Genomic DNA, 19702 nt, shown 5'->3' on the forward strand with positions numbered 1-19702 from the left:
TGTCAGGCGCGGGTGACGCGGACCCGGTACGCGCCCGTCTTCGGGTCCTCGGACAGCACCGTGACGCGTACGCCGCTCTCGCGGTCGGTGAACGACTCGCCGGGGCGGTACGGGGCGTCCGACAGCTCCGCGTGCACGTTCGGGCGGCGCGTGCAGCCGCCGCTGTCGCGGTCGCTGTCGACGACGGTGACCGGGCCGTGCCCGGTGTCCACGTCCGACTGGACGTGGTAGATCAGCACGCCCGGCTCGCACACCGCCTCGTCGTTGCCGTCGCGGGTGCGGACCTCCACCGCGTACCCGGACTCCGGCGTCAGCGGGACGAAGGCGAGCTTCGGCCCGCCCTTGGTGGCCAGCGGCGTCAGTGTGTACTCCCGGCTGCCGGACGCGGAGGCGCAGCGCACCTGGTCGTTGTCGAGCCAGCCCAGCTTCCACTTGTGCCAGGCCAGCAGGTCGTTGTTGGCCCCCCAGTCCTCGGACATGATGTCCCAGTGCCCGACCGCGCCGCCGCCCTCGGCGGTGTACAGGTCGGGCAGGCCGAAGACGTGGCCGTTCTCGTGCGGCAGGACCCGGTAGCCCGTCTCGTGGTACGTACCCGAACCGTCGTCCTGGCGGCTGTAGACGAACGACGTGTTGGCGAGCGGCGAGCCGTCGGCGTGCGGGGCCTCGCCGTTGCCGGAGAAGGTGACGGACAGGACGGTGTCCAGCGCCGAGGGGCCCGCGTTCGGGGTGACCAGGACGTTGACCAGGTCGTACTCGCCGAAGTCGACCTTGGGGTCGGCGGCCGTGACGATGTCCTGGACGAGTCGGCGGTAGCCGGGTTCGTACGGTGAGCCGCGCTCGATCCCGTACGACGCGAACGGCATCGGCATCCGCAGCCAGCCCGGCAGCGGGGCCTCGGGGCGGTAGCGCAGCCGCCCGTAGGAGCTGACGCGGAACCAGTCGGTGGTCTGCGGGAAGAACTCGGCGAACCGGTCCATCGCCGGGCCCTCACCGGGGGCGTCGGGGAAGTCGATCATCAGGGTCAGGGCACGGACCTCGCCCGTCGAGCGGGCGTAGCCCGGGCCCGTGGGTATGCCCTCCGACAGCTGGATCCCCAGGGCGGTCGTGATCCGGCACGGGGCGAGCCCCGGGGCGTCGGTTGCGGAACGGGCGGCGATGGGGCCGGCCGAGGCGCTGGTCCGGTCCGGGAGGGTCGAGCTCGCCGTGACCAGGCCGGCTAGGGCGAGGGTGGCGGCCGCGCCGAGGGCGACCGGTCTGCGTATCCGCCGGCGGGTCTGCTGCATGCGTGCTGATCGCCTTCGGTCCGCGGCAGCCGGCCGGGTCCGGACTGCTCTCCGTCCGCTCAGCCTGTGCCGGGCGGTGGGCGGGCGCCCGCCGGGTGCGGCCGATCGTGGGTTACTCGCGAGGAGCGGAGTGATGCAGGTCACATGGGGCACATGAAATAACCGGGGGCCAGATCCCCGTTTACGCCTGCGTCACCGGTAAACGGGGAAGCCGTCCCCGGTTGTGGGCTCAGTAGGGAGTGAACCGTGACCAGCACCGCCACGCGCCGCGTGTCCCGCCCCCGGGCGGACGCCCTGCGCAACCGCGAGCGGATCGTGAACGCGGCCCGCGAGATGTTCGTCGAGTTCGGGCCCGACGTGCCGTTCGACGACGTCGCCCGCCGGGCCGGCGTCGGCAACGCCACGCTCTACCGGCACTTCGCCGACCGGGGCGCCCTCGTCCACGAGGTCGTCCTGTCCGTCATGTCCCGCACCACCGAGCGGGCCGTGGAGGCGGCGGCCGAAGAGAGCGACGCCTTCCAGGCGCTGCGCCGCTTCACCCACGCCGCCGCCGACGAGCGGATCGGCGCGCTGTGCCCGATGCTCTCCGGCGCCTTCGACAAGGACCACCCCGAGCTGCTCGCCGAACGCACCCGGCTGGAGGAGGCCGTACAGGCCCTCTTCGACCGGGCGCAGACCGCCGGGCGGCTGCGCACCGACGTCGCCGTCGGCGACCTGATGATCGCGCTCTCCCAGCTCACCCGCCCCCTGCCCGGCTCCGCCTGCCCCAACTTCGACCGGTTCGTACACCGCCACCTCCAGCTGTTCCTCGACGGCCTGGAGACCCCCGCGCGCTCCGAACTGCCCGGCACCCCCGCGACCCTGGAGGACCTGCGACGCGAGCCGTGACCCTCCCAGGGCGCGCCGCCCCTGACGCCCGTCCCGGCGTCCGTCCGGGCGTCCGTCCCGGCGTCCGTCCCGGCGCCTGGTCGTGAGCCCCCGTCTTTGATGTCCGTCCCGGTGCCCGGCCGTAAGAAGCCCGCCCCTGACGCCTGTACCTACGCCCCGCCCCTGACGCCCGTCCTCGACGGTTCCTGAATACGCCCGCCTCCCGCACATAGCGCGGGCGGCCTCTCCGAACCCCGGCCCCCGAACCCCGGCCCCCACCCACCCCTACGTCCGTTTTTTGCCGTTCCGAGTTCCTAGGTGGCTGCACCCATGCCAAAAACGCCCTCCGGCCTCACACCCGACCTCGCCCCTGACCCCAGTCGCTGGAGAGCGCTGGTCTTCATAGCCCTGGCCCAGCTGATGGTCGTGCTCGACGCGACGATCGTGAACATCGCGCTGCCCTCCGCCCAGCAGGACCTGGGGATCTCGGACGGCAACCGGCAGTGGGTCATCACCGCGTACGCCCTCGCCTTCGGCGGTCTGCTCCTCTTCGGCGGCCGTATCGCCGACCTCTGGGGCCGCAAGCGCACCTTCGTCGTCGGCCTGCTCGGCTTCGCCGCCGCCTCCGCGCTGGGCGGCGCGGCGACCGGCGAGGCGATGCTGCTCGGCTCGCGGGCCCTCCAGGGCGCCTTCGGCGCGCTGCTCGCGCCCGCCGCGCTGTCGCTGCTGGCGGTGATGTTCACCGACGGCAAGGAGCGCGCCAAGGCGTTCGGGATCTACGGCGCGATCGCGGGCGGCGGTGGCGCCGTGGGCCTGATCCTCGGTGGCGTCCTCACCGAGTACCTCGACTGGCGCTGGACGTTCTTCGTCAACATCCCCTTCGCCGTCGTCGCCGCCGCGGGCGCCTACTTCGTGATCCGTGAGCCGGCCGGCGGCCGCAACCGCTCCCCGCTGGACGTCCCGGGCGTGGTGCTCTCCACGCTCGGCCTGGTCGCGCTGGTGTACGGCTTCACGCGCGCCGAGTCCGACGGCTGGTCCGACGTGACCACGGTCGGCCTGTTCGTCGCCTCCGCCGTGCTGCTCGCCGCGTTCGTCGCCGTCGAGGCGCGGGTGAAGTCGCCGCTGCTGCCGCTGCGCGTGATGACCGAGCGCAACCGGGGCGGTGTCTACCTCTCCCTCGGGCTCGCCGTCATCGCGATGTTCGGGCTGTTCCTCTTCCTCACGTACTACCTCCAGATCGTGAAGGGCTACTCGCCCGTCATGACCGGCTTCGCCTTCCTGCCGATGATCGCGGGCATGATCACGGGCTCGACGCAGATCGGCGCCCGGCTGATGACCAGGGTCGCGCCCCGGCTGCTGATGGGCCCCGGCTTCCTGGCCGCCGCCACCGGCATGCTGCTGCTGACGCGGCTGGAGGTGGACTCCTCGTACGCCGGTCTCATCCTGCCCGCGCAGCTCCTGCTGGGCCTCGGCATGGGTACGGCGTTCATGCCGGCCATGTCCCTGTCGACGCACGGCGTCGAGGCGCGGGACGCGGGTGTGGCCTCGGCGATGGTGAACACCTCGCAGCAGGTCGGCGGCGCGATCGGTACGGCGCTGCTCAACACCATCGCCGCGTCGGCGACCACCGCGTACCTCACCGACCACGCGGCCGCCGCGACCTCCCCGCAGGCGCGGAAGCTGCTCCAGCTCCAGGGCATGGTCGAGGGCTACTCCGCCGCCATCTGGTGGGCGGTCGGCATCCTGGTGGTGGCCGCCGCGATCGCGTTCACCTTCATCAACACGGGCCGCCCGGGGGCCGGTTCGCGGCCCGTCGCCACCGGCGGGGTCGAGGACGAGGTACGGGTCCCGGTCGTCGCGCACTGACGACGGGGCGAGGAGGGGCGTTTCCCCGCCGCCGGCGTGGCGGGGAACGCCCCTTTGCGTACCCCAATTTCTGCTTATGCTTTCGAGCGTGTTCGACTCCCGGTACATCAAGACCTTCCATGAAGTGGTCAGGACCGGTTCCTATACGGCGGCCGCCCGCTCCCTCGGGTACACGCAGCCGGCCGTCAGCCAGCAGATGAAGGCGCTCGAACGGGACGTGGGCACACCGCTGTTCACCCGCGTCGGGCGCGGCCTCAGGCTCACCGAGGCGGGGGAGGCCCTCACCCGGCACACCGGGACGATCCTCGACACCCTGGCCGCCGCCCAGGAACAGATCGACGCCATAGCGCGGCTGCGCTCCGGCCGGGTACGCGTGTGCGCCTTCCCCAGCGCCGGGGCGACGATCCTGCCCGAGGCCATGGCCAGGATGGCCGCCGACCACCCGGGCATCAGGGTCGAACTGGTGGAGAGCGAGCCGCCCGAGTCGCTGCGGATGGTGACCCGGGGCGAGTGCGACATCACGCTGGCCTTCAGTTACCCGGGCCTCGCGGTCGACATCCCCGACGAGCTCGACGAGTTCAGGCTGCTGGAGGACCCGCTGACGGTGCTCCTGCCCACCGGGCACCCGCTGGCCCGCCGCCGGGCCGTGCACCTGTCCGACCTGGCGCACGAGCGCTGGATCGCCGGCTGCGCGCGCTGCAACGCCAACTTCCTGCACGCCTGCGCCGAGGCGGGGTTCACCCCCGACATCGCGTGCACCACGGACGACAACCTGGTGATGCAGAGCCTGGTGGCGGCCGGTGTCGGCATCGCCATGGTGCCCGCGCTGGTCCTGTCGTTCCTCTGCCACGAGAAGGTCACGGGCCGGATCGTCGAGCCGCACACGCGTCGCCAGGTGTACGCGTACGTCCTCCGCGACCATCTGCGGATCCCCGCCACGGGCCTCATGCTGGACAAGATCGTCGAGGTGGCCGAGTCGAAGGTCGGCTGCTGAACACGACCCATCCATAAGCGTTCGTCAGGGGGACGGCAAAAAACCCTCCTTGGACGTAATGGGTCGTCCGGCCGGACGCTGCGGCCATGACGACGCCATCCGCACCCGCCCCCGCCGCCGGCCTTGTCACCGAGCGCCTGCGTACCCTCGTCGCCGCGATACGCGAGACCGTGGACCGCGGGCTGCCGCCCGAACCGACCGCCCGGCTCGTGGCGGAACGCCTCGCCCCGCACCTCGGCGCGCCTGACCTTCTCGGCGCGGCGCAGTGCGAGGGCGATCCGGACCGCTACCGCCAGCACGTGCTGCACGCCGAGCCCGACGGCGGCTTCTCCGTCGTCGCCCTGGTCTGGCTGCCCGGGCAGTCCACCCCCGTCCACGACCACGTCTCGTGGTGCGTGACCGGCGTCCACCGGGGCGAGGAGCACGAGCGCCGCTACCAGCTCGTCCCGGACGGCACCTCCGCCCGGCTGCTCGCCACCCAGGACGTGGTGAACGGCCCCGGCGCGGTCGCCGCCTTCGCCCCGCCCGGCGACATCCACTCCGTACGCAACGGGGGCGAGGCCACCGCGGTGTCGATCCACGTCTACGGGGCCGACATCACGCGCCTGGGCACCAGCATCCGGCGCATCTACCGGCTGCCCATGGACGCGGGCCGTTGATGGCGCTCGTCGGCTCTCGCCTCCGTCCGGTCGCGGTCGGCGGCAGGGCCCGGATCGGGCGAGGTCCGGTTCCCGGGCTTGCGCTCGCCGCCGCCGGGGTGGGGGCGGCCTGGCTGGTGCACCTCGCCGTGCCGGCCGTGCCCATGCTCACCGCCGCCGTCGTGCTGGGCGTCGCCGCCGCGCACACGCCCTGGCTGCGCGCCCGTGTCCGGGGCCGTTGCCGGCCGGGCCTGACGCTGGCGGCCAAGCGCCTGATGCGGGTCGGTGTCGTACTGCTCGGGCTGAAGCTGAGCCTCTCGGACGTCCTGGGCCTCGGCTGGCGTACGGTCGCCATGGTGCTGGCCGTGGTGGCCGCCACGCTCGCCGGTACGTGGTGGCTCGGTCGCCGCCTGGGGCTGCCGGGCGACCAGCCGGTGCTCATCGCCACGGGGTACGCCATCTGCGGCGCGTCGGCGATCGGCGCGGTGGGGGCGGTGCGGGACAGCGACGAGGACGACGCGGCCACGTCGGTCGCGCTGGTGACCCTGTGCGGGACGCTCGCCATCGCCGTACTTCCGCTGCTGCACGGGCCGTTGGGGCTGAGCGACGCGCAGTTCGGGCGCTGGGTGGGCGCGGGCGTGCACGATGTGGGCCAGGTGGTCGCCGCCGCCCAGACCGCCGGGCCGGCCGCGCTGGGGGAGGCGGTCCTGGTCAAGCTGATGCGCGTCGCGCTGCTGGCCCCGCTGGTGGCGGCGCTGGTGCTGGCCGGGCGGCGGCGGGGGCGTACCGCCGCCGCGGGGGAGCGTGGGCGTACCGCGCCGGCTGTCGGGCGCCCCGCGGCCGGTCGGGGACGGGGACGGGGGTGTGCCGCCGCCGGGGAGCGGGGGCGTGCCGCTTCCACGGCCCACCGGCCGCCCCTCGTGCCGTTGTTCGTCGCCGGGTTCCTCGCCATGGTGGCACTGCGCACGACCGGGTGGCTGCCCGCGCCCGCCCTGGACGCCGCCGGGACGGCTCAGGAACTGCTGCTCGCCGCCGCCCTGTTCGGCCTGGGCAGCGCGGTGCACCTGCCGTCGCTGTCCCGGACCGGGGCGCGGGTCGCGACGCTGGGGCTCACCGCCTGGGTGATCGTGGCGGCGGCGTCGTACGCGGGCGTCCTGCTGACGACCTAGTCCGGGCTACCGCAGCCAGGGCAGGTCGGCGTCCCGGCCCGACGGCTGGAGGCCCTCGGCCATGACCCGCATGATCTCGCCGAGCTGGCCGACCTGTTCCGGGCTGAGCCGGTCGAAGATCGCCTGGCGTACGGCGGCGACATGGCCGGGCGCGCTGCGCTTCAGGACCGCGTACCCCTCGTCCGTCAGGTACGCGTTCTGGCCGCGCTTGTCGGAGGGGCAGTCCTCCCGGCGTACCCAGCCGTTCTTCTCCAGCCGCGCCACGGCGTGCGAGAGCCGGGACCGGGTGATCTTGGCGTCCTTGGCCAGCTCGGTCATCCGCATGCGGCGGCGCGGGGCCTGGGAGAGCTGGACGAGCAGGCCGTAGTAGATGTGCGGCATCCCGGCGTCGCGCTGGAGCTGGCGGTCGAGGTGGTCCTCCAGCAGCGTGGTGGCGTGCAGGTACGCGCGCCAGACACGTTGCTCGTCGTCGCTGAGCCAGCGCGGCTCCTCGTTTCCGCCGTTCGGTGCCGTATTCATGTATTCCACTCTACGGCTTCTTGAAAGTTGAACAAGTGGTCGATACGCTTCTGTCCGAGCATGCTTGAAGATTCAAGTAAGTAGGATGGAAGACACGTCAGGAGCCGCCGCCATGACCGCCACCGGTGACCGTTTCGCGGGGCGGATGCCCGCCCTCTACCTCTCCCACGGCGCACCGCCGCTCGCCGACGACCCCGTCTGGCCGGGCCAGCTCGCCGCCTGGTCCGCCGGCCTGCCGCGGCCCTCCGCCATCCTGATGGTCTCCGCCCACTGGGAGGAGGCCCCGCTGGCCCTCGGCGCCACCGCGACCGTGCCCCTCGTGTACGACTTCTGGGGCTTCCCCGCGCACTACTACCAGGTGCGGTACGCCGCGCCCGGCGCGCCCCGGCTCGCCGAATCCGTCCGCAAGCTGCTGCGCGGGCCGGGCACGCCCGTACAGGACCTGCCCGACCGGGGGCTGGACCACGGGGCGTACGTCCCGCTCGTCGAGATGTACCCGGACGCCGACGTCCCGGTCCTCCAGATGTCCCTGCCCACGCTCGATCCGGCCCGGCTCATGGACATCGGGCGCAAGCTGGCCCCGCTGCGGGACGAGGGCGTGCTGATCGTCGGCAGCGGGTTCTTCACCCACAACCTGGCGGCGCTGCGCCACGAGGGCGTACCGGGCTGGTCGGCGGAGTTCGACGACTGGGGGCGGCGGGCGCTGGAGGCGGCGGATGTGGACGCGCTGCTGGACTTCGCGCACGCCTCGCCGGCCGGCCCGCTCGCCCACCCCCGTACCGAGCACTTCGCGCCCCTGTTCGTCACGCTGGGCGCCGCCGACGCGGCGGGCGACCTGGGCGGCGGGCGCAGCGTGATCGACGGGTTCTGGATGGGGCTGGCGAAGCGGTCGGTGCAGTTCGGTTAGAAGTCCTTCTGGTACCAGGCCACGTCCCAGTACCGGCCGAACTTCCGGCCCACCTCGCCGAAGGTGCCGGTGTGCCGGAAGCCGAAGCGGGTGTGCAGGCGTACCGACGCCTCGTTCGGCAACGCGATCCCGGCGTAGGCCCGGTGCACGTCCTCCTTGGCGAGGGCTTGGAAGAGGTGTCCATAGAGCAGGGTTCCGATGCCGCGCCCGCCGGCCTCCGGGGAGAGATAGACGCTCACCTCGACGGAGGGCGCGTACGCGGCCTTCGGCCGGAAGGGGCTGGAGGTGGCGTAACCGAGAACCGTTCCGGGGTCGTCGGCCTCGCGGGCAACCAGCAGGCGGTGAGGGCCGTCTTCCGGGTGGGAGTGCAGCCAGGGGCGCCGCTCGGCGGGGGTGAGGGGGACGGTGTCGAATGTGATCGCCGTCTCACGGACGTAGTGGTTGTAGATGTCCGTGAGGGCCGTGAGGTCGCCCTCCGTGCCCGGCCTGACCTGCACCTCTGCGTCGTCGTGCGGCATCCGCCCTCCCCTGGTGGCGGGACAGGGTACTGCAAGATCACGGAAATCGGCGGGTGTCATGGGAATTCTGTCCGGATTCCAGTCGTTGTTTCCGTCGGATGCAGGGCACCCGGGAGGGTGTCGCGACCTACTCAGCAAGGGAGCTCGCATGGCAACCCGTGCCGTCGCCCGTCGTCAGTCCGCCACCAGTGAGACCAGGACCACCGACCGGGCAAGCAGCGTTCGCGCCGTGGGCGGGGAGATCGCCGACCGCGACCTGGTCGGCATGTACCTCGACGAGATCGCGCGCACGCCCCTGCTCGACGCCGCCAAGGAGGTCGAGCTGTCCCAGACCATCGAGGCGGGTGTGTACGCCCAGCAGATCCTGGACGGAGAGGTGGACTCCGACGCCGCGGGCGCGTCCCGTGAGGAGCTGGAGCGCCTGGTCGCCGAGGGCGAGCGTGCCAAGGACGTCTTCATCCGGTCGAACCTGCGCCTCGTGGTGGCGGTCGCCCGCCGCTACCCGCGCAGTGGCCTGCCGCTCCTCGACCTCATCCAGGAGGGCAACGCGGGCCTGGTGCGGGCGGTGGAGAAGTTCGACTACACCAAGGGCTTCAAGTTCTCGACGTACGCGACGTGGTGGATCCGCCAGGCCATCACCCGGTCGATCGCCGACCAGTCGCGCACGATCCGCCTCCCCGTGCACCTGGTGGAGGAGCTGGGCCGCATCCGGCGCGTGCAGCGCGAGTTCAACCGCGAGCACGGCCGCGACCCGGAGCCCGCGGAGGTCGCCGCCGAGCTCGGCTCCAACGCGGAGCGGGTCATCGACGTCCTGGACTGGGCGCGCGACCCGGTGTCGCTGAACATGTCGGTGGACGACGCCGGCGAGACCCAGTTCGGTGACCTCCTGGAGGACACCTCCGCCGTGTCGCCGGAGCAGTCGGTGCTGACGCTGCTGCGCAGCGAGGAGCTGGACGACCTGATCGGCAAGCTCGACAACCGTACGGCGTCGATCATCCGCATGCGCTACGGCATCGAGGACGGCCGCGAGCGCACGCTGACGGAGGTCGGCAAGGAGCACGGCCTGACGCGTGAGCGGATCCGCCAGATCGAGAAGCACGCGCTGCTGGAGCTGAAGCGCATGGCCCGCGACACGGGCTTCGACGCGGCGGCGTAACCCTCCGGGGGCGCCGCCCCGGGGGCCCCGTCCCGGCGGGGAGGAGGGGCTGCCGACGGCCCCGCGGCCACCGAGGGCGGCTTGGTGGAGGGCATTCGCTCCGCCCGTGTGCCGGGGGCGCTGTCCGGTACCCCAACCACCGGTGGGTGCGGGGCACTGCGCGGGCCCGTCGGGGCGCCTCGGCGTGCTGGATGCACCCTGAAGGGCTGTGCCGCAATTGCTGTGGCAGGAGCGGTCCGCGCGGTGGCTGAACTCTCGCACGCTTTGCGTGCCCGAAGCTGCGGGGAGACCCTGGAAATGGCGGGGCTGCCGCCCGGCAGCCATGGCTCGCAGCCGTTGTGGGAGGTCTCATGGCTGTACTGATGGAGATCGAGTTTCCGGGAGTGACAGCGCATCAGTACGACACCGTGGATCAGCGTGTGGGCGCGCGAGCGGAGCAGCCTCCTGAAGGGCTGCTGTTCCACACGGCGATCATCACGGACACAGGTTTGCGGGTCGTTGACCTGTGGGAGTCGACCGAGGCGTGTGATGCCTTCTTCGCGAACCGGCTCCAGCCGGTCATCAGGGAGGTGGGCTATCCCGAGCCGTCGTCGGGGCCGACGTTCTCGCATGTGCACTACCACTTCGAGCGGCGGCAGCCGGTCGGCGCCTGAGGTTCCTGAAGCGGCAGGCTCCAGGGGACGGTCCTGCCACACCGCCCCTTCACGGTTACGGGACAGTCCTTGAGGAAGTCGGAGAGGCCGAGCCAGGCGGGCATGGTGATCGCTGGCGGTGCGCGGGCGCGTACCGGACCGCTCACCTCGCCTGCGGCGGCGCACCTCCGTGGTGCGGTGGAAAGGGGCGTAGGAAGGAAAGAGCGATGATCCCACCAGCAGCGGAGCGCGAGAGTGGCGCGGCCTCGGTAATGGTCCGCCCGTTGGGGGAGGCGGACCTGGATCGGGCCGATGAGATCTGCAGGGTCGCTTTCGGGACCTTCCTGGGCGCCCCTGATCCTTTCGGGACCGTCGACTATGTCCGTACGCGCTGGGCGGCCGATCCGCGTGCGGCATTCGCGGCGACGGTCGGGGGCGAAGTAGTTGGATCGAACTTTGCCACCAACTGGGGCAGCATCGGGTTTTTCGGACCGCTGACCGTACGCCCGGATCTGTGGGACCAGGGCATCGGCAGGCGTCTGATGGAGCCGGTCATGGACTGCTTCAACGCCTGGGGGAACCGCCACCTCGGCCTGTTCACCTTCGCGCACAGTCCCAAGCATCTTGAGCTCTACCGCCGGTACGGTTTCTGGCCTCGTTTCCTCACAGCCATCATGAAGAAGCAGGTCACAGACGGTGCCGCAGTCCCCGGCCGGGTACTCTACGGCGAACTGCCCGCTGCCGAGCGGCCTGACGCGCTGAGTCTCTGTCGCGCACTGGCCGGAGCCGTGTACGAGGGCCTGAGCCTGGAACGCGAGATCGTGGCCGCACATGCGCAGGGACTCGGTGACACCATCCTGCTCCATGGCGCTGCCTCTGAGCTCGATGGCCTGGCCGTCTGCCACTGCGGAGCCGGGTCGGAGGCCGGCACGGACGTGTGCTTCGTCAAATTCGGCGCCGTACGTCCTGGTCCGGAGGCCGCCGACCGGTTCGAGCGACTGCTCGACGCGTGCGAGCGGCTGGCCGCCGAGCGCGGCCTGGGGCAACTGGACGCCGGCATGAACCTGGGCCGCCCGGACGCCTACCGGCGCATGATCGACCGCGGTTTCCGCACCTGGTTGCAGGGCGTGACCATGCACAGGCCCAACGAACCCGGGTACAGCCACCCCGACGCGTATGTGATCGACGACTGGCGCTGAGACCACCGCCGCGCTCGGCCGGGTTGCAAGGCCCGGTGCTGTCAGAACCCCCGTCAACACTCCGAGCCAGTGCCGACAGCAAGACACCTCCTGGACCCCTGTCGAAGTGCTGTCCGTTCTCGCCGACAAAGCCACTCACGCGCTGCGCTACGCCTGGGGCGGAGTGGGGGGCAGGGCCACCGACCGCGTCAGGCGGGCGCCCAGGTCCGTCACGTAGGAGACCAGCGCCTCCGGGCCGTGGACGGTGAACTCGCAGTCGGCCAGCGCCAGCCGCAGTCCCAGCCACTCCACGGAGTCCGCCGACCGGGCGCGCAGCCGGCACGTGCCGGGGCCCGTCGGTGTGGGGACGAGGTGCCCGGGAAGGCGGGCCGTCACGAATTCCGCCGGCGCCTCGAACGTGACGTCCACGTCGTGCTCCTGCGTACGCGTCACCGAGTGGCCCAGCAACTGCGCCGCGTCGCCCGTCGGCAGCTCGCGCGGTGTGAACCGGGCGCCCGTCGGGAAGGGGTCGGCGACCCGGTCGACCCGGAACGTGCGCCAGTCCTCGCGCGCGAGGTCGTAGGCCACCAGGTACCAGCGGTGCCCCGTCGACACCAGGCGGTACGGCTCGACCTGCCGTTTCGTCTCCGTACCGTCGCCCGCGCGGTAACCGAACCGGAGGCGCTCGTGGGCGGTGACCGTCGCCGCGAGCGTCGTCAGCGTCGAGGGCGCGACGGTCGCGCCGTCGCCGCGCGTCAGCGGGATCGTGGCGTTCTGGAGGGTGGCGACCCGGTGCCGCAGCCGCGACGGCAGCACCTGCTCCAGCTTGGCCAGTGCCCGTACGGCCGCCTCCTCGACGCCCTCGATGGCGTGGCCCGCCCCGGCGCGCAGCCCGACGGCGATCGCCACCGCCTCCTCGTCGTCCAGCAGCAGCGGCGGCATCGCGGCGCCCGCGACCAGCCGGTAGCCGCCGACCGCGCCCCGGGTCGCCTCGACCGGGTAGCCCAGGTCGCGCAGCCGGTCGATGTCGCGGCGGACCGTACGGGGACTGACGCGGAGCCGTTCGGCCAGCTCACTGCCCGGCCATTCGCGCGGCGTCTGGAGGAGCGACAGCAGATTCAGGAGTCGTGCCGGAGTGTCCGTCATGCATTCCAGCATGCGGGCCCACTAGGACATGACCTGTCCTATATACCGATTAATTTTCCGGCATGACTTCCACCACGACCCCCACGGCGGGTGACCGGCGGCGATGGCTGGCGCTCGCCATCGTCATGACGGCCGCGTTCATGGACCTCGTCGACGTCACCATCGTCAACATCGCGATCCCGAGCATCGAGCGGGACCTGTCGGCGTCGTTCGGCGCGATCCAGTGGATCACCGCCGGGTACGCGCTGGCCTTCGCCGCCGGGCTGATCACGGGCGGACGCCTCGGCGACATCTACGGCCGCAAGCGGCTCTTCCTCGTCGGCATGGCCGGCTTCACCGTCGCCTCCGCCCTGTGCGGTCTCGCCGCGAGCCCCGAGATGCTGGTCGCCTCCCGCCTGCTGCAGGGCGCGATGGCCGCGATGATGGTGCCGCAGGTGCTGGCGATCATCCATGTCACCTTCCCGGCGCACGAGCGCGGCAAGGTCTTCGGGATGTTCGGCGCCATCGTGGGGCTCGGGGCGGTCTCCGGGCCGCTGCTGGGCGCGCTGCTGACCCAGTGGAACCTGTTCGGGCTGGAATGGCGGCCGATCTTCCTGATCAACCTGCCGGTGGGCATCGCCGGGCTGATCCTGGGCCGGAAGTTCATCACCGAGTCGCGCGCCGACAAGGCGCTGCGGCTGGACCTGGTCGGCGTCGCGCTGGTCACCCTCGGGCTGCTGATGCTGATCTACCCGCTGACGCGCGGGCGTGAGCTGGGCTGGCCGCTGTGGGGCCATGTGTGCATGGTGGGCAGCCTGGCGGTGTTCGGCGTGTTCGTGGCGTACGAGAAGTACAAGACGCGCAAGGACGGCTCGCCGCTGGTGGAACTGTCGCTGTTCCGGGTGAAGAGCTTCGCGGCCGGCATCGCGGTGCAGCTGACCTTCGGTGTCGTGATGGGCATCTTCTTCCTGGTGTGGACCCTGTACATGCAGATCGGGCTGGGCTGGTCCCCGCTGAAGGCCGGCCTGACCGGTGTGCCGTTCTCCATCGCCGTGTCCGGCGCGGCCGGGATGTCCGTACAGAAACTGGTGCCGCGCTTCGGGCGGAAGGTGCTCCAGGCGGGCGCGCTGACGATGGCCGCCGGGGTGCTGCTGTACATCTGGGAGGCCGGGCGGTACGGGACGGGCATCGCGCCCTGGCAGATGGCCGCGCCGCTGATCGTGATGGGCGTGGGCATGGGTCTGATCGTGGCGCCGCTGACGGACGCCGTGCTGTCGGACGTGCCGCGTGAGCACGCCGGTTCGGCGTCCGGGCTGATCAACACGACCGGGCAGATGGGCACGGCGCTCGGCCTCGGGCTGGTGTCGGTGGTGTTCTTCTCGGTCATCGACGAGCGGCGGCCCGCGCCCACGGAGGTCGGGGCGGCGTTCGCGGACGCCTTCCAGGGCGCGCTGTGGTGGGTCGTGGCGGTCCTCGCGCTGATCTTCGCCGTGATGTTCGCGTTGCCGGGGCGGCCGAAGCAGCACCTGGAGGGCGGCGCGGCCGCCCCGGAGGTGGCGGAGGAGGCGCCGGAACCGGTGCTCACGCACTGACGGCGCCTCGCGCCGGCGCCGACAGGCTGCGTACGTCGGAGTCATGGCGGCCCGGCTCCGGGGATCATGCGGATCCCTGGAGCCGGGCCTTCCGTTTGCCCGAATGTGTTTACTTCCCAGAAAAGCGGACGTAGTCTGCGAGTGAAACCACAAGTTCGGGCATCGATCGGACGTAAAACCACATGTACGCACCGGAGCGCCAGCAGCTGATCCTGCGCCTCGCCCGCGAGGGAGGCCGGGTCGACGTGCTGTCCCTCGCCGAGCAGTTCGAGGTCACGGCCGAGACGATCCGGCGCGACCTCAAGGCCCTGGACCGCGCCGGACTCGTCCGCCGGGTGCACGGCGGCGCCATCCCGGCCGACCGGCTCGACTTCGAGCCCGACCTCGCCGAACGCGAGTCGACCGCCGCCGACGAGAAGGACCGCATCGCGCGCGCCGCCCTCGCCGAACTGCCCGAGGACGGCAGCGTCATCCTCGACGCCGGCTCCACCGTGGCCCGGGTGGCCGCCGCACTGCCGGCCGAGTGCGCGCTCACCGTCGTCACCCACGCCCTGCCCGCCGCCTTCCGGCTGGCCGACCACCCCGGCATCGCCCTCCACCTGGTCGGCGGCCGCGTCCGGCACCGTACGCGCGCCGCCGTCGACGCGTGGGCGCTGCGGGCGTACGACGAGATCCGCGCCGACGTCCTCCTCCTCGGCGCGAACGGGTTCTCCGCCGAGTACGGGCTCACCACCCCCGACCTCGCCGAGGCCGCCGTGAAGCGCGCCATGGTCGGCGCCGCCCGGCGCGTGGTGCTGCTCGCCGACTCGGCCAAGCACGGCACCGAGCACTTCGCCCGCTTCGGCGACCTCACCGACGTGGACCTGCTGATCACGGACACCGGACTCAGCCCCGAGCACGCGGCCGCCATCGAGGCGGCCGGAACGGAAGTCGTACGCGCATGATCCTCACCGTCACCCCCAACCCGTCCCTCGACCGGACCTACGAAGTCCCGGCCCTGGAGCGCGGCGAAGTGCTGCGCGCCACCGGCGAACGCATGGACCCGGGCGGCAAGGGCGTCAACGTCTCCCGCGCCGTGGCGGCGGCCGGGCACCGTACCGTCGCCGTCGTCCCGCTGGGCGGCGCGCCCGGCGCGCTGGTCGCCGAACTGCTGGCGGCGGAGGGCATCGAAGTGGCGCCCGTCCCCCTGAAGGGCCACACCCGCTCCAACATCGCGGTCGCCGAACCGGACGGCACACTCACGAAGATCAACGCGCCCGGGCCCTGGCTGACCCCGGGCGAGTCGGAGGCGATCCTGTCGGCGGTCGGCGCGTACTCGCCCGCCGCCGACTGGGTCGCCTGCTGCGGCAGCCTGCCGCGCGGCCTCGGCCCCGAGTGGTACGCCGACCTCGTCACCCGCGCGCACGGGTACGGCTCGCGGATCGCCCTGGACACCTCCGGGCCGTCGCTGCCGGCCGCGCTGCGCGCCCGCCCCGACGTGGTCAAGCCCAACGCCGAGGAACTCGCCGAAGCGGTCGGCCGCCCCCTCGCCACGGTGGGCGACGCCCTCAAGGCAGCGGAGGAACTGCGCGACGCCGGCGCCGGCGCGGTGCTGGCCAGCCTGGGCGCGGACGGGCAACTGCTCGTCTCCGACGCCGGAGCCTTCTACGGGTACGCCGCCGTCGACGCCGTACGCAGCAACGTCGGTGCGGGCGACGCGTCCCTGGCGGGTTTCCTCGCCGCGGGCGGCGCGGGCCCGGACGCCCTGGCGGCGGCGGTGGCGCACGGCGCGGCGGCCGTGCGGCTGCCGGGCAGCGAGATGCCGACGCCGTCCGACCTGGACCTGTCGGCGGTCACGGTGACCGCCGACATACCCCTCGACCGAAGCTTGAGCGAGTAAGGGAGCCCGCGATGAGCGAGATGATCACCGCGGACCTGGTCGATCTCGACCTGGCCGTGAACACCAAGGAAGCGGCGGCCCGTTCGCTCGCCGAGCGCATGGTGCGGCTGGGCCGGGTGACCGACCTGGACGGTTTCCTGGCCGACGTGGCGGCGCGGGAGGCGCAGATGCCGACCGGCCTGGACGGCGGCATCGGCATCCCGCACTGCCGCAGCGCGCATGTCACGGAACCGACGCTCGCCTTCGGCCGCTCGGGCCCCGGCATCGACTTCGGCGCCCCCGACGGCCCGGCGGACCTGATCTTCCTGATCGCCGCCCCGGCCGGCGCGGACGACGCCCACCTGACGATCCTGTCCAGCCTGGCCCGCCGCCTGATGGACCCCGCCTTCACCTCCGCGCTCCGGACCATGACGTCCCCGGCCGAGGCCGCCGCCCTGATCCGCGGCGACGCCCCGGAGGCGGCGCCGTCGACCCTGACGGAGGGCTCTGCCTCCGGCGAGGAGCCTCCCGGGGCGGCCGGCACCGCCGCCGACGCGTCCGGTCCCGTGGCGGCCTCCGCCTCCGCCTCCGCCTCCGCCGGGGCGCCTGCCGAAGTCGAACGCCCCGCCGCCGGCGCGGAGTCGGTGTCGTCCACGCCCGAGGAGCCCGCCGCACGGCAGGGCGCCGGGCCGGAACGGCCCGCCGCCGAGGCCGACTCGGGGCCGGCCGACGGTGCCGGGAACGCCGTGCCGCGGGGCGCCGGGGGGCGGGAGGGAGCCCCCGGGGGCGGGCCGTCCGTGCCGTTCCGGGTCGTGGCGGTGACGTCGTGCCCGACCGGGATCGCCCACACCTACATGGCGGCCGAGTCGCTGGAGAGCGCCGGGCGGGACGCCGGGGTCGAGGTGGTCGTCGAGACACAGGGGTCCGCCGGGTTCGCCCGGCTCGACCCGGCCGTCGTCGCGGCCGCCGACGGCGTGATCTTCGCGCATGACGTGCCGGTCCGGGAGAAGGAACGGTTCGCCGGGAAGCCCACCGTCGACGTCGGCGTCAAGGCGGGGATCAACCGGGCCGCCGAACTGATCGCCGAAGTGCGCGACAAGGCCGAACGCGGGGAGGTCACCACCCCGGCGGCGGCCAAGGGCGGCACCCCGGTCGAGAGCGCGGGCGAGCCCGGTGAGGGCTACGGCACCAAGCTCCGCAAGTGGCTGATGTCGGGCGTCAGTTACATGGTCCCGTTCGTCGCCGCCGGCGGACTCCTCATCGCCCTCGGCTTCGCCATCGGCGGCTACACCATCGACAAGGCCCCCTCCGTCGCGGAGCACTTCGCCTGGGGTCAGGCCGACAGCTGGGCCGCGCTGCTGTTCCAGATCGGCGGCCTGGCGTTCAGCTTCCTGATCCCGGTCCTCGCCGGTTACATCGCGTACGGGATGGCCGACCGTCCCGGTCTCGTCCCCGGCTTCGTCGGCGGCTCCGTCGCGCTCACCATCAACGCCGGGTTCCTCGGCGGCCTGGCGGCCGGCCTGATCGCGGGCGGGGTGGTGATGGCGATCCAGCGGATCAGGGTGCCCGCCCCGCTGCGGGGCATCATGCCCGTGGTCGTCATCCCCCTCATCTCGTCGGTGATCGTCGGCTTCCTGATGTTCCTGGTGATCGGCAAGCCCATCGCGTCGCTCCAGAAGGCGCTGACCGACTGGCTGTCGGGCCTGTCCGGCGCCAACGCGGTCGTCCTGGGCGTGATCCTCGGCCTGATGATGTGCTTCGACCTGGGCGGTCCGCTCAACAAGGTCGCGTACGCCTTCGCCGTCGGCGGGCTCGCCTCGCCCAACGAGGGTTCGCTGAAGGTCATGGCCGCCGTGATGGCCGCCGGTATGGTGCCGCCGCTGGCGATGGCCCTGGCCACGGTGGTGCGCGGCAAGCTGTTCACCAAGGCCGAGCGGGAGAACGGCAAGGCGGCCTGGGTGCTCGGCGCCTCGTTCATCACCGAGGGCGCGATCCCCTTCGCCGCCGCCGACCCGTTGCGCGTCATCCCGTCGGCGATGGCGGGCGGCGCGGTCACCGGCGCTCTGTCGATGCTCTTCGAGTGCACCCTGCGGGCCCCGCACGGTGGCGTCTTCGTGATCCCGCTGATCGGCAACCCGGCCCTCTACCTGGTCGCGATCGTCGCCGGCACCCTGGTGAGCACCGCGCTGGTCGTCCTCCTCAAGGGTCACGCCCGCAGGGCCCCGGCCCCCGTTCCGGCGGCGGACGAGCCGGGGGAGACCCAGGAGAAGGTCACCGTCGCGGCCTGACGCCGACGGCGGCGCCCATGGTGTACGGCACGTCGCGTGGCGTACACCATGGGCGCCGCCGAGCCCCAGTCCGGGCGCCCGCCACCGTCAGCCCGCGCCGCGCCGTGGCACCGGCGGCCATCCGCCCCAGCGGCCCACCCCGACGACCGCCGGCCCCGCCCCTTCCAGGGCCGCTCGCCCGCGCCACCGCCCCGTCAGCCGCCCGCGTCACCGCCCCGCTAGCCGGCCGCGCCGACGGCCCGTCGGCCGCCCGCGTCGCCGGGTCGGCCGCCCGCGCCGGTGACCCGTCCGTCAGCGCACTCGCCCCCGCACCCGCACGCGGCGCTCCATCGCGTCGCGCGCGGTGTGCTCGTCCTCGTACACCTCGCACATGTGCCGGCCGTCCGGCGTCGCCGTGTGCTCCACCTCCCAGACGCTCATCTCGCTGCCGTCCAGCAGCAGGAACGCGTGCTCGTACAGCGTGAACCCCGCGTCCTTCCCCGCCACGCTGCACTGCCGGCCGAAGACCTGCCTGATGTGGTGCGCGAACGCGCCCCGCAGCCGGGCCGCCACCGCCTCACCCGGCCGGTCCTCGTTCTCCGCTCGGCGCAGCACCCGGCGCGCGTGGTCCGCCGAGTCGTCCGGTACGTACACCAGCGGGGCCGGGACCGGCGGCCGGGTCAGCAGTGCGCCCAGCAGCTCCAGATCCGCGTCCAGGTCCGCGTCCAGGTCCGCGTCCAGGTCCGCGCTCAGGTCCACGGACAGGTCCTCCTCCGGCCCTGGGGAGCCGACCGGCAGGCGGGCGGCGGCGAGCCGTACGTCGGACTCGTCCACGTACAGCTCGTGCTGCTCGCTGCCGTCCCGCCCGGTGTTGTGCACCAGCTCCCACAGCGTCAGCGGCGAGCCGTCCGCCAGCAGGTACGTATGCCGGTACGTCGCCCGGTGGAGCGTCGCGCTGTGGTGCGACGAGTGCAGCGAACTGGCGTGGGCCAGCGCGGAGTCCAGTCGCTCGACCAGTGCGTCGGGCAGGTCGAAGGAGTTCAGCGCCCGCCCCAGGAGGCGCTCGACGTGCATCTCGGTCGTCTCGTCGTTCGGAACGTTCAAGAGGGGTCTCCAGGCCGTCGCCGCGTGTC

At 72.6% G+C, this 19702-nt stretch carries 18 protein-coding genes; 13 read left to right on the forward strand and 5 right to left on the reverse strand.

Annotated elements, in window-relative coordinates:
* Positions 1–2: 2 nt before the first annotated feature.
* The gene (locus tag AMK26_RS27215; RefSeq protein ID WP_073757408.1) at positions 3–1283 is read right to left on the reverse strand and encodes a M6 family metalloprotease domain-containing protein; all 1281 of its coding nucleotides are present in this window, start codon (positions 1281–1283) and stop codon (positions 3–5) included.
* 246 nt (positions 1284–1529) lie between these two features.
* On the opposite strand from AMK26_RS27215, the gene AMK26_RS27220 reads away from it, so the two are divergent.
* The 5 genes from AMK26_RS27220 to AMK26_RS27240 all read left to right on the forward strand — a co-directional run bounded on the left by AMK26_RS27220 (position 1530) and on the right by AMK26_RS27240 (position 6817).
* Positions 1530–2171 (forward strand): TetR/AcrR family transcriptional regulator, encoded by a 642-nt coding sequence (locus AMK26_RS27220; protein ID WP_073757409.1) that lies wholly within the window; start codon positions 1530–1532, stop codon positions 2169–2171.
* Between the two features lie 309 nt (positions 2172–2480).
* Complete coding sequence (locus AMK26_RS27225) at positions 2481–4016, forward strand: MFS transporter (RefSeq protein WP_073757410.1); 1536 nt, start codon at positions 2481–2483, stop codon at positions 4014–4016.
* An 88-nt stretch (positions 4017–4104) separates the two neighbouring features.
* The gene (locus tag AMK26_RS27230) at positions 4105–5010 is read left to right on the forward strand and encodes a LysR family transcriptional regulator (protein WP_073757837.1); all 906 of its coding nucleotides are present in this window, start codon (positions 4105–4107) and stop codon (positions 5008–5010) included.
* Positions 5011–5096: 86 nt separating this feature from the next.
* On the forward strand, positions 5097–5669 hold the full coding sequence (locus tag AMK26_RS27235; RefSeq protein WP_073757411.1) for a cysteine dioxygenase family protein: 573 nt from the start codon (positions 5097–5099) through the stop codon (positions 5667–5669).
* A complete protein-coding gene (locus AMK26_RS27240) occupies positions 5669–6817 on the forward strand; it encodes a YeiH family protein (RefSeq protein ID WP_073757412.1) in 1149 nt (382 codons plus the stop codon). The genes AMK26_RS27235 and AMK26_RS27240 overlap by 1 nt, the downstream gene beginning before the upstream one ends.
* 6 nt (positions 6818–6823) lie before the next feature.
* On the opposite strand, the gene AMK26_RS27245 is transcribed toward AMK26_RS27240, so the two are convergent.
* Positions 6824–7336 (reverse strand): MarR family winged helix-turn-helix transcriptional regulator, encoded by a 513-nt coding sequence (locus AMK26_RS27245; RefSeq protein ID WP_073757413.1) that lies wholly within the window; start codon positions 7334–7336, stop codon positions 6824–6826.
* A 112-nt stretch (positions 7337–7448) separates the two neighbouring features.
* On the opposite strand from AMK26_RS27245, the gene AMK26_RS27250 reads away from it, so the two are divergent.
* The gene (locus AMK26_RS27250; RefSeq protein WP_073757414.1) at positions 7449–8243 is read left to right on the forward strand and encodes a dioxygenase family protein; all 795 of its coding nucleotides are present in this window, start codon (positions 7449–7451) and stop codon (positions 8241–8243) included.
* On the opposite strand, the gene AMK26_RS27255 is transcribed toward AMK26_RS27250, so the two are convergent.
* Positions 8240–8761 (reverse strand): GNAT family N-acetyltransferase, encoded by a 522-nt coding sequence (locus tag AMK26_RS27255; protein ID WP_073757415.1) that lies wholly within the window; start codon positions 8759–8761, stop codon positions 8240–8242. The genes AMK26_RS27250 and AMK26_RS27255 overlap by 4 nt on opposite strands.
* Positions 8762–8909: 148 nt before the next feature.
* Between AMK26_RS27255 and AMK26_RS27260 the strand changes: the two genes are divergently transcribed.
* From AMK26_RS27260 to AMK26_RS27270, 3 genes are all read left to right on the forward strand, one after another.
* Complete coding sequence (locus tag AMK26_RS27260; protein WP_073757416.1) at positions 8910–9917, forward strand: sigma-70 family RNA polymerase sigma factor; 1008 nt, start codon at positions 8910–8912, stop codon at positions 9915–9917.
* A gap of 350 nt (positions 9918–10267) precedes the next feature.
* Complete coding sequence (locus tag AMK26_RS27265) at positions 10268–10570, forward strand: hypothetical protein (protein ID WP_073757417.1); 303 nt, start codon at positions 10268–10270, stop codon at positions 10568–10570.
* A 206-nt stretch (positions 10571–10776) separates the two neighbouring features.
* On the forward strand, positions 10777–11748 hold the full coding sequence (locus tag AMK26_RS27270; protein WP_073757418.1) for a GNAT family N-acetyltransferase: 972 nt from the start codon (positions 10777–10779) through the stop codon (positions 11746–11748).
* Between the two features lie 147 nt (positions 11749–11895).
* Here the strand turns inward: AMK26_RS27270 and AMK26_RS27275 are convergent, their stop codons facing one another.
* Positions 11896–12873: a helix-turn-helix transcriptional regulator gene (locus AMK26_RS27275; protein ID WP_073757419.1), complete on the reverse strand. Its 978-nt coding sequence runs from the start codon at positions 12871–12873 to the stop codon at positions 11896–11898.
* A gap of 62 nt (positions 12874–12935) precedes the next feature.
* On the opposite strand from AMK26_RS27275, the gene AMK26_RS27280 reads away from it, so the two are divergent.
* The 4 genes from AMK26_RS27280 to AMK26_RS27295 all read left to right on the forward strand — a co-directional run bounded on the left by AMK26_RS27280 (position 12936) and on the right by AMK26_RS27295 (position 18590).
* Complete coding sequence (locus AMK26_RS27280) at positions 12936–14444, forward strand: MFS transporter (protein ID WP_073757420.1); 1509 nt, start codon at positions 12936–12938, stop codon at positions 14442–14444.
* A gap of 182 nt (positions 14445–14626) precedes the next feature.
* Positions 14627–15388, forward strand: a complete 762-nt coding sequence (locus AMK26_RS27285) for a DeoR/GlpR family DNA-binding transcription regulator (protein ID WP_073757421.1) — start codon at positions 14627–14629, stop codon at positions 15386–15388.
* Positions 15385–16323 (forward strand): 1-phosphofructokinase, encoded by a 939-nt coding sequence (gene pfkB, locus AMK26_RS27290; RefSeq protein ID WP_073757422.1) that lies wholly within the window; start codon positions 15385–15387, stop codon positions 16321–16323. Before AMK26_RS27285 ends, pfkB begins: the two co-directional genes overlap by 4 nt.
* Before the next feature lie 11 nt (positions 16324–16334).
* Positions 16335–18590, forward strand: coding sequence for a fructose-specific PTS transporter subunit EIIC (locus AMK26_RS27295; protein WP_073757423.1), 2256 nt, complete (start codon positions 16335–16337; stop codon positions 18588–18590).
* A 291-nt stretch (positions 18591–18881) separates the two neighbouring features.
* Here AMK26_RS27295 and AMK26_RS27300 read toward each other — a convergent pair whose 3' ends face one another.
* A complete protein-coding gene (locus tag AMK26_RS27300) occupies positions 18882–19643 on the reverse strand; it encodes a DUF6227 family protein (protein ID WP_443333195.1) in 762 nt (253 codons plus the stop codon).
* Between the last annotated feature and the right edge of the window lie 59 nt (positions 19644–19702).

It is taken from the genome of Streptomyces sp. CB03234, from assembly GCF_001905885.1.
Classification (GTDB): domain Bacteria; phylum Actinomycetota; class Actinomycetes; order Streptomycetales; family Streptomycetaceae; genus Streptomyces.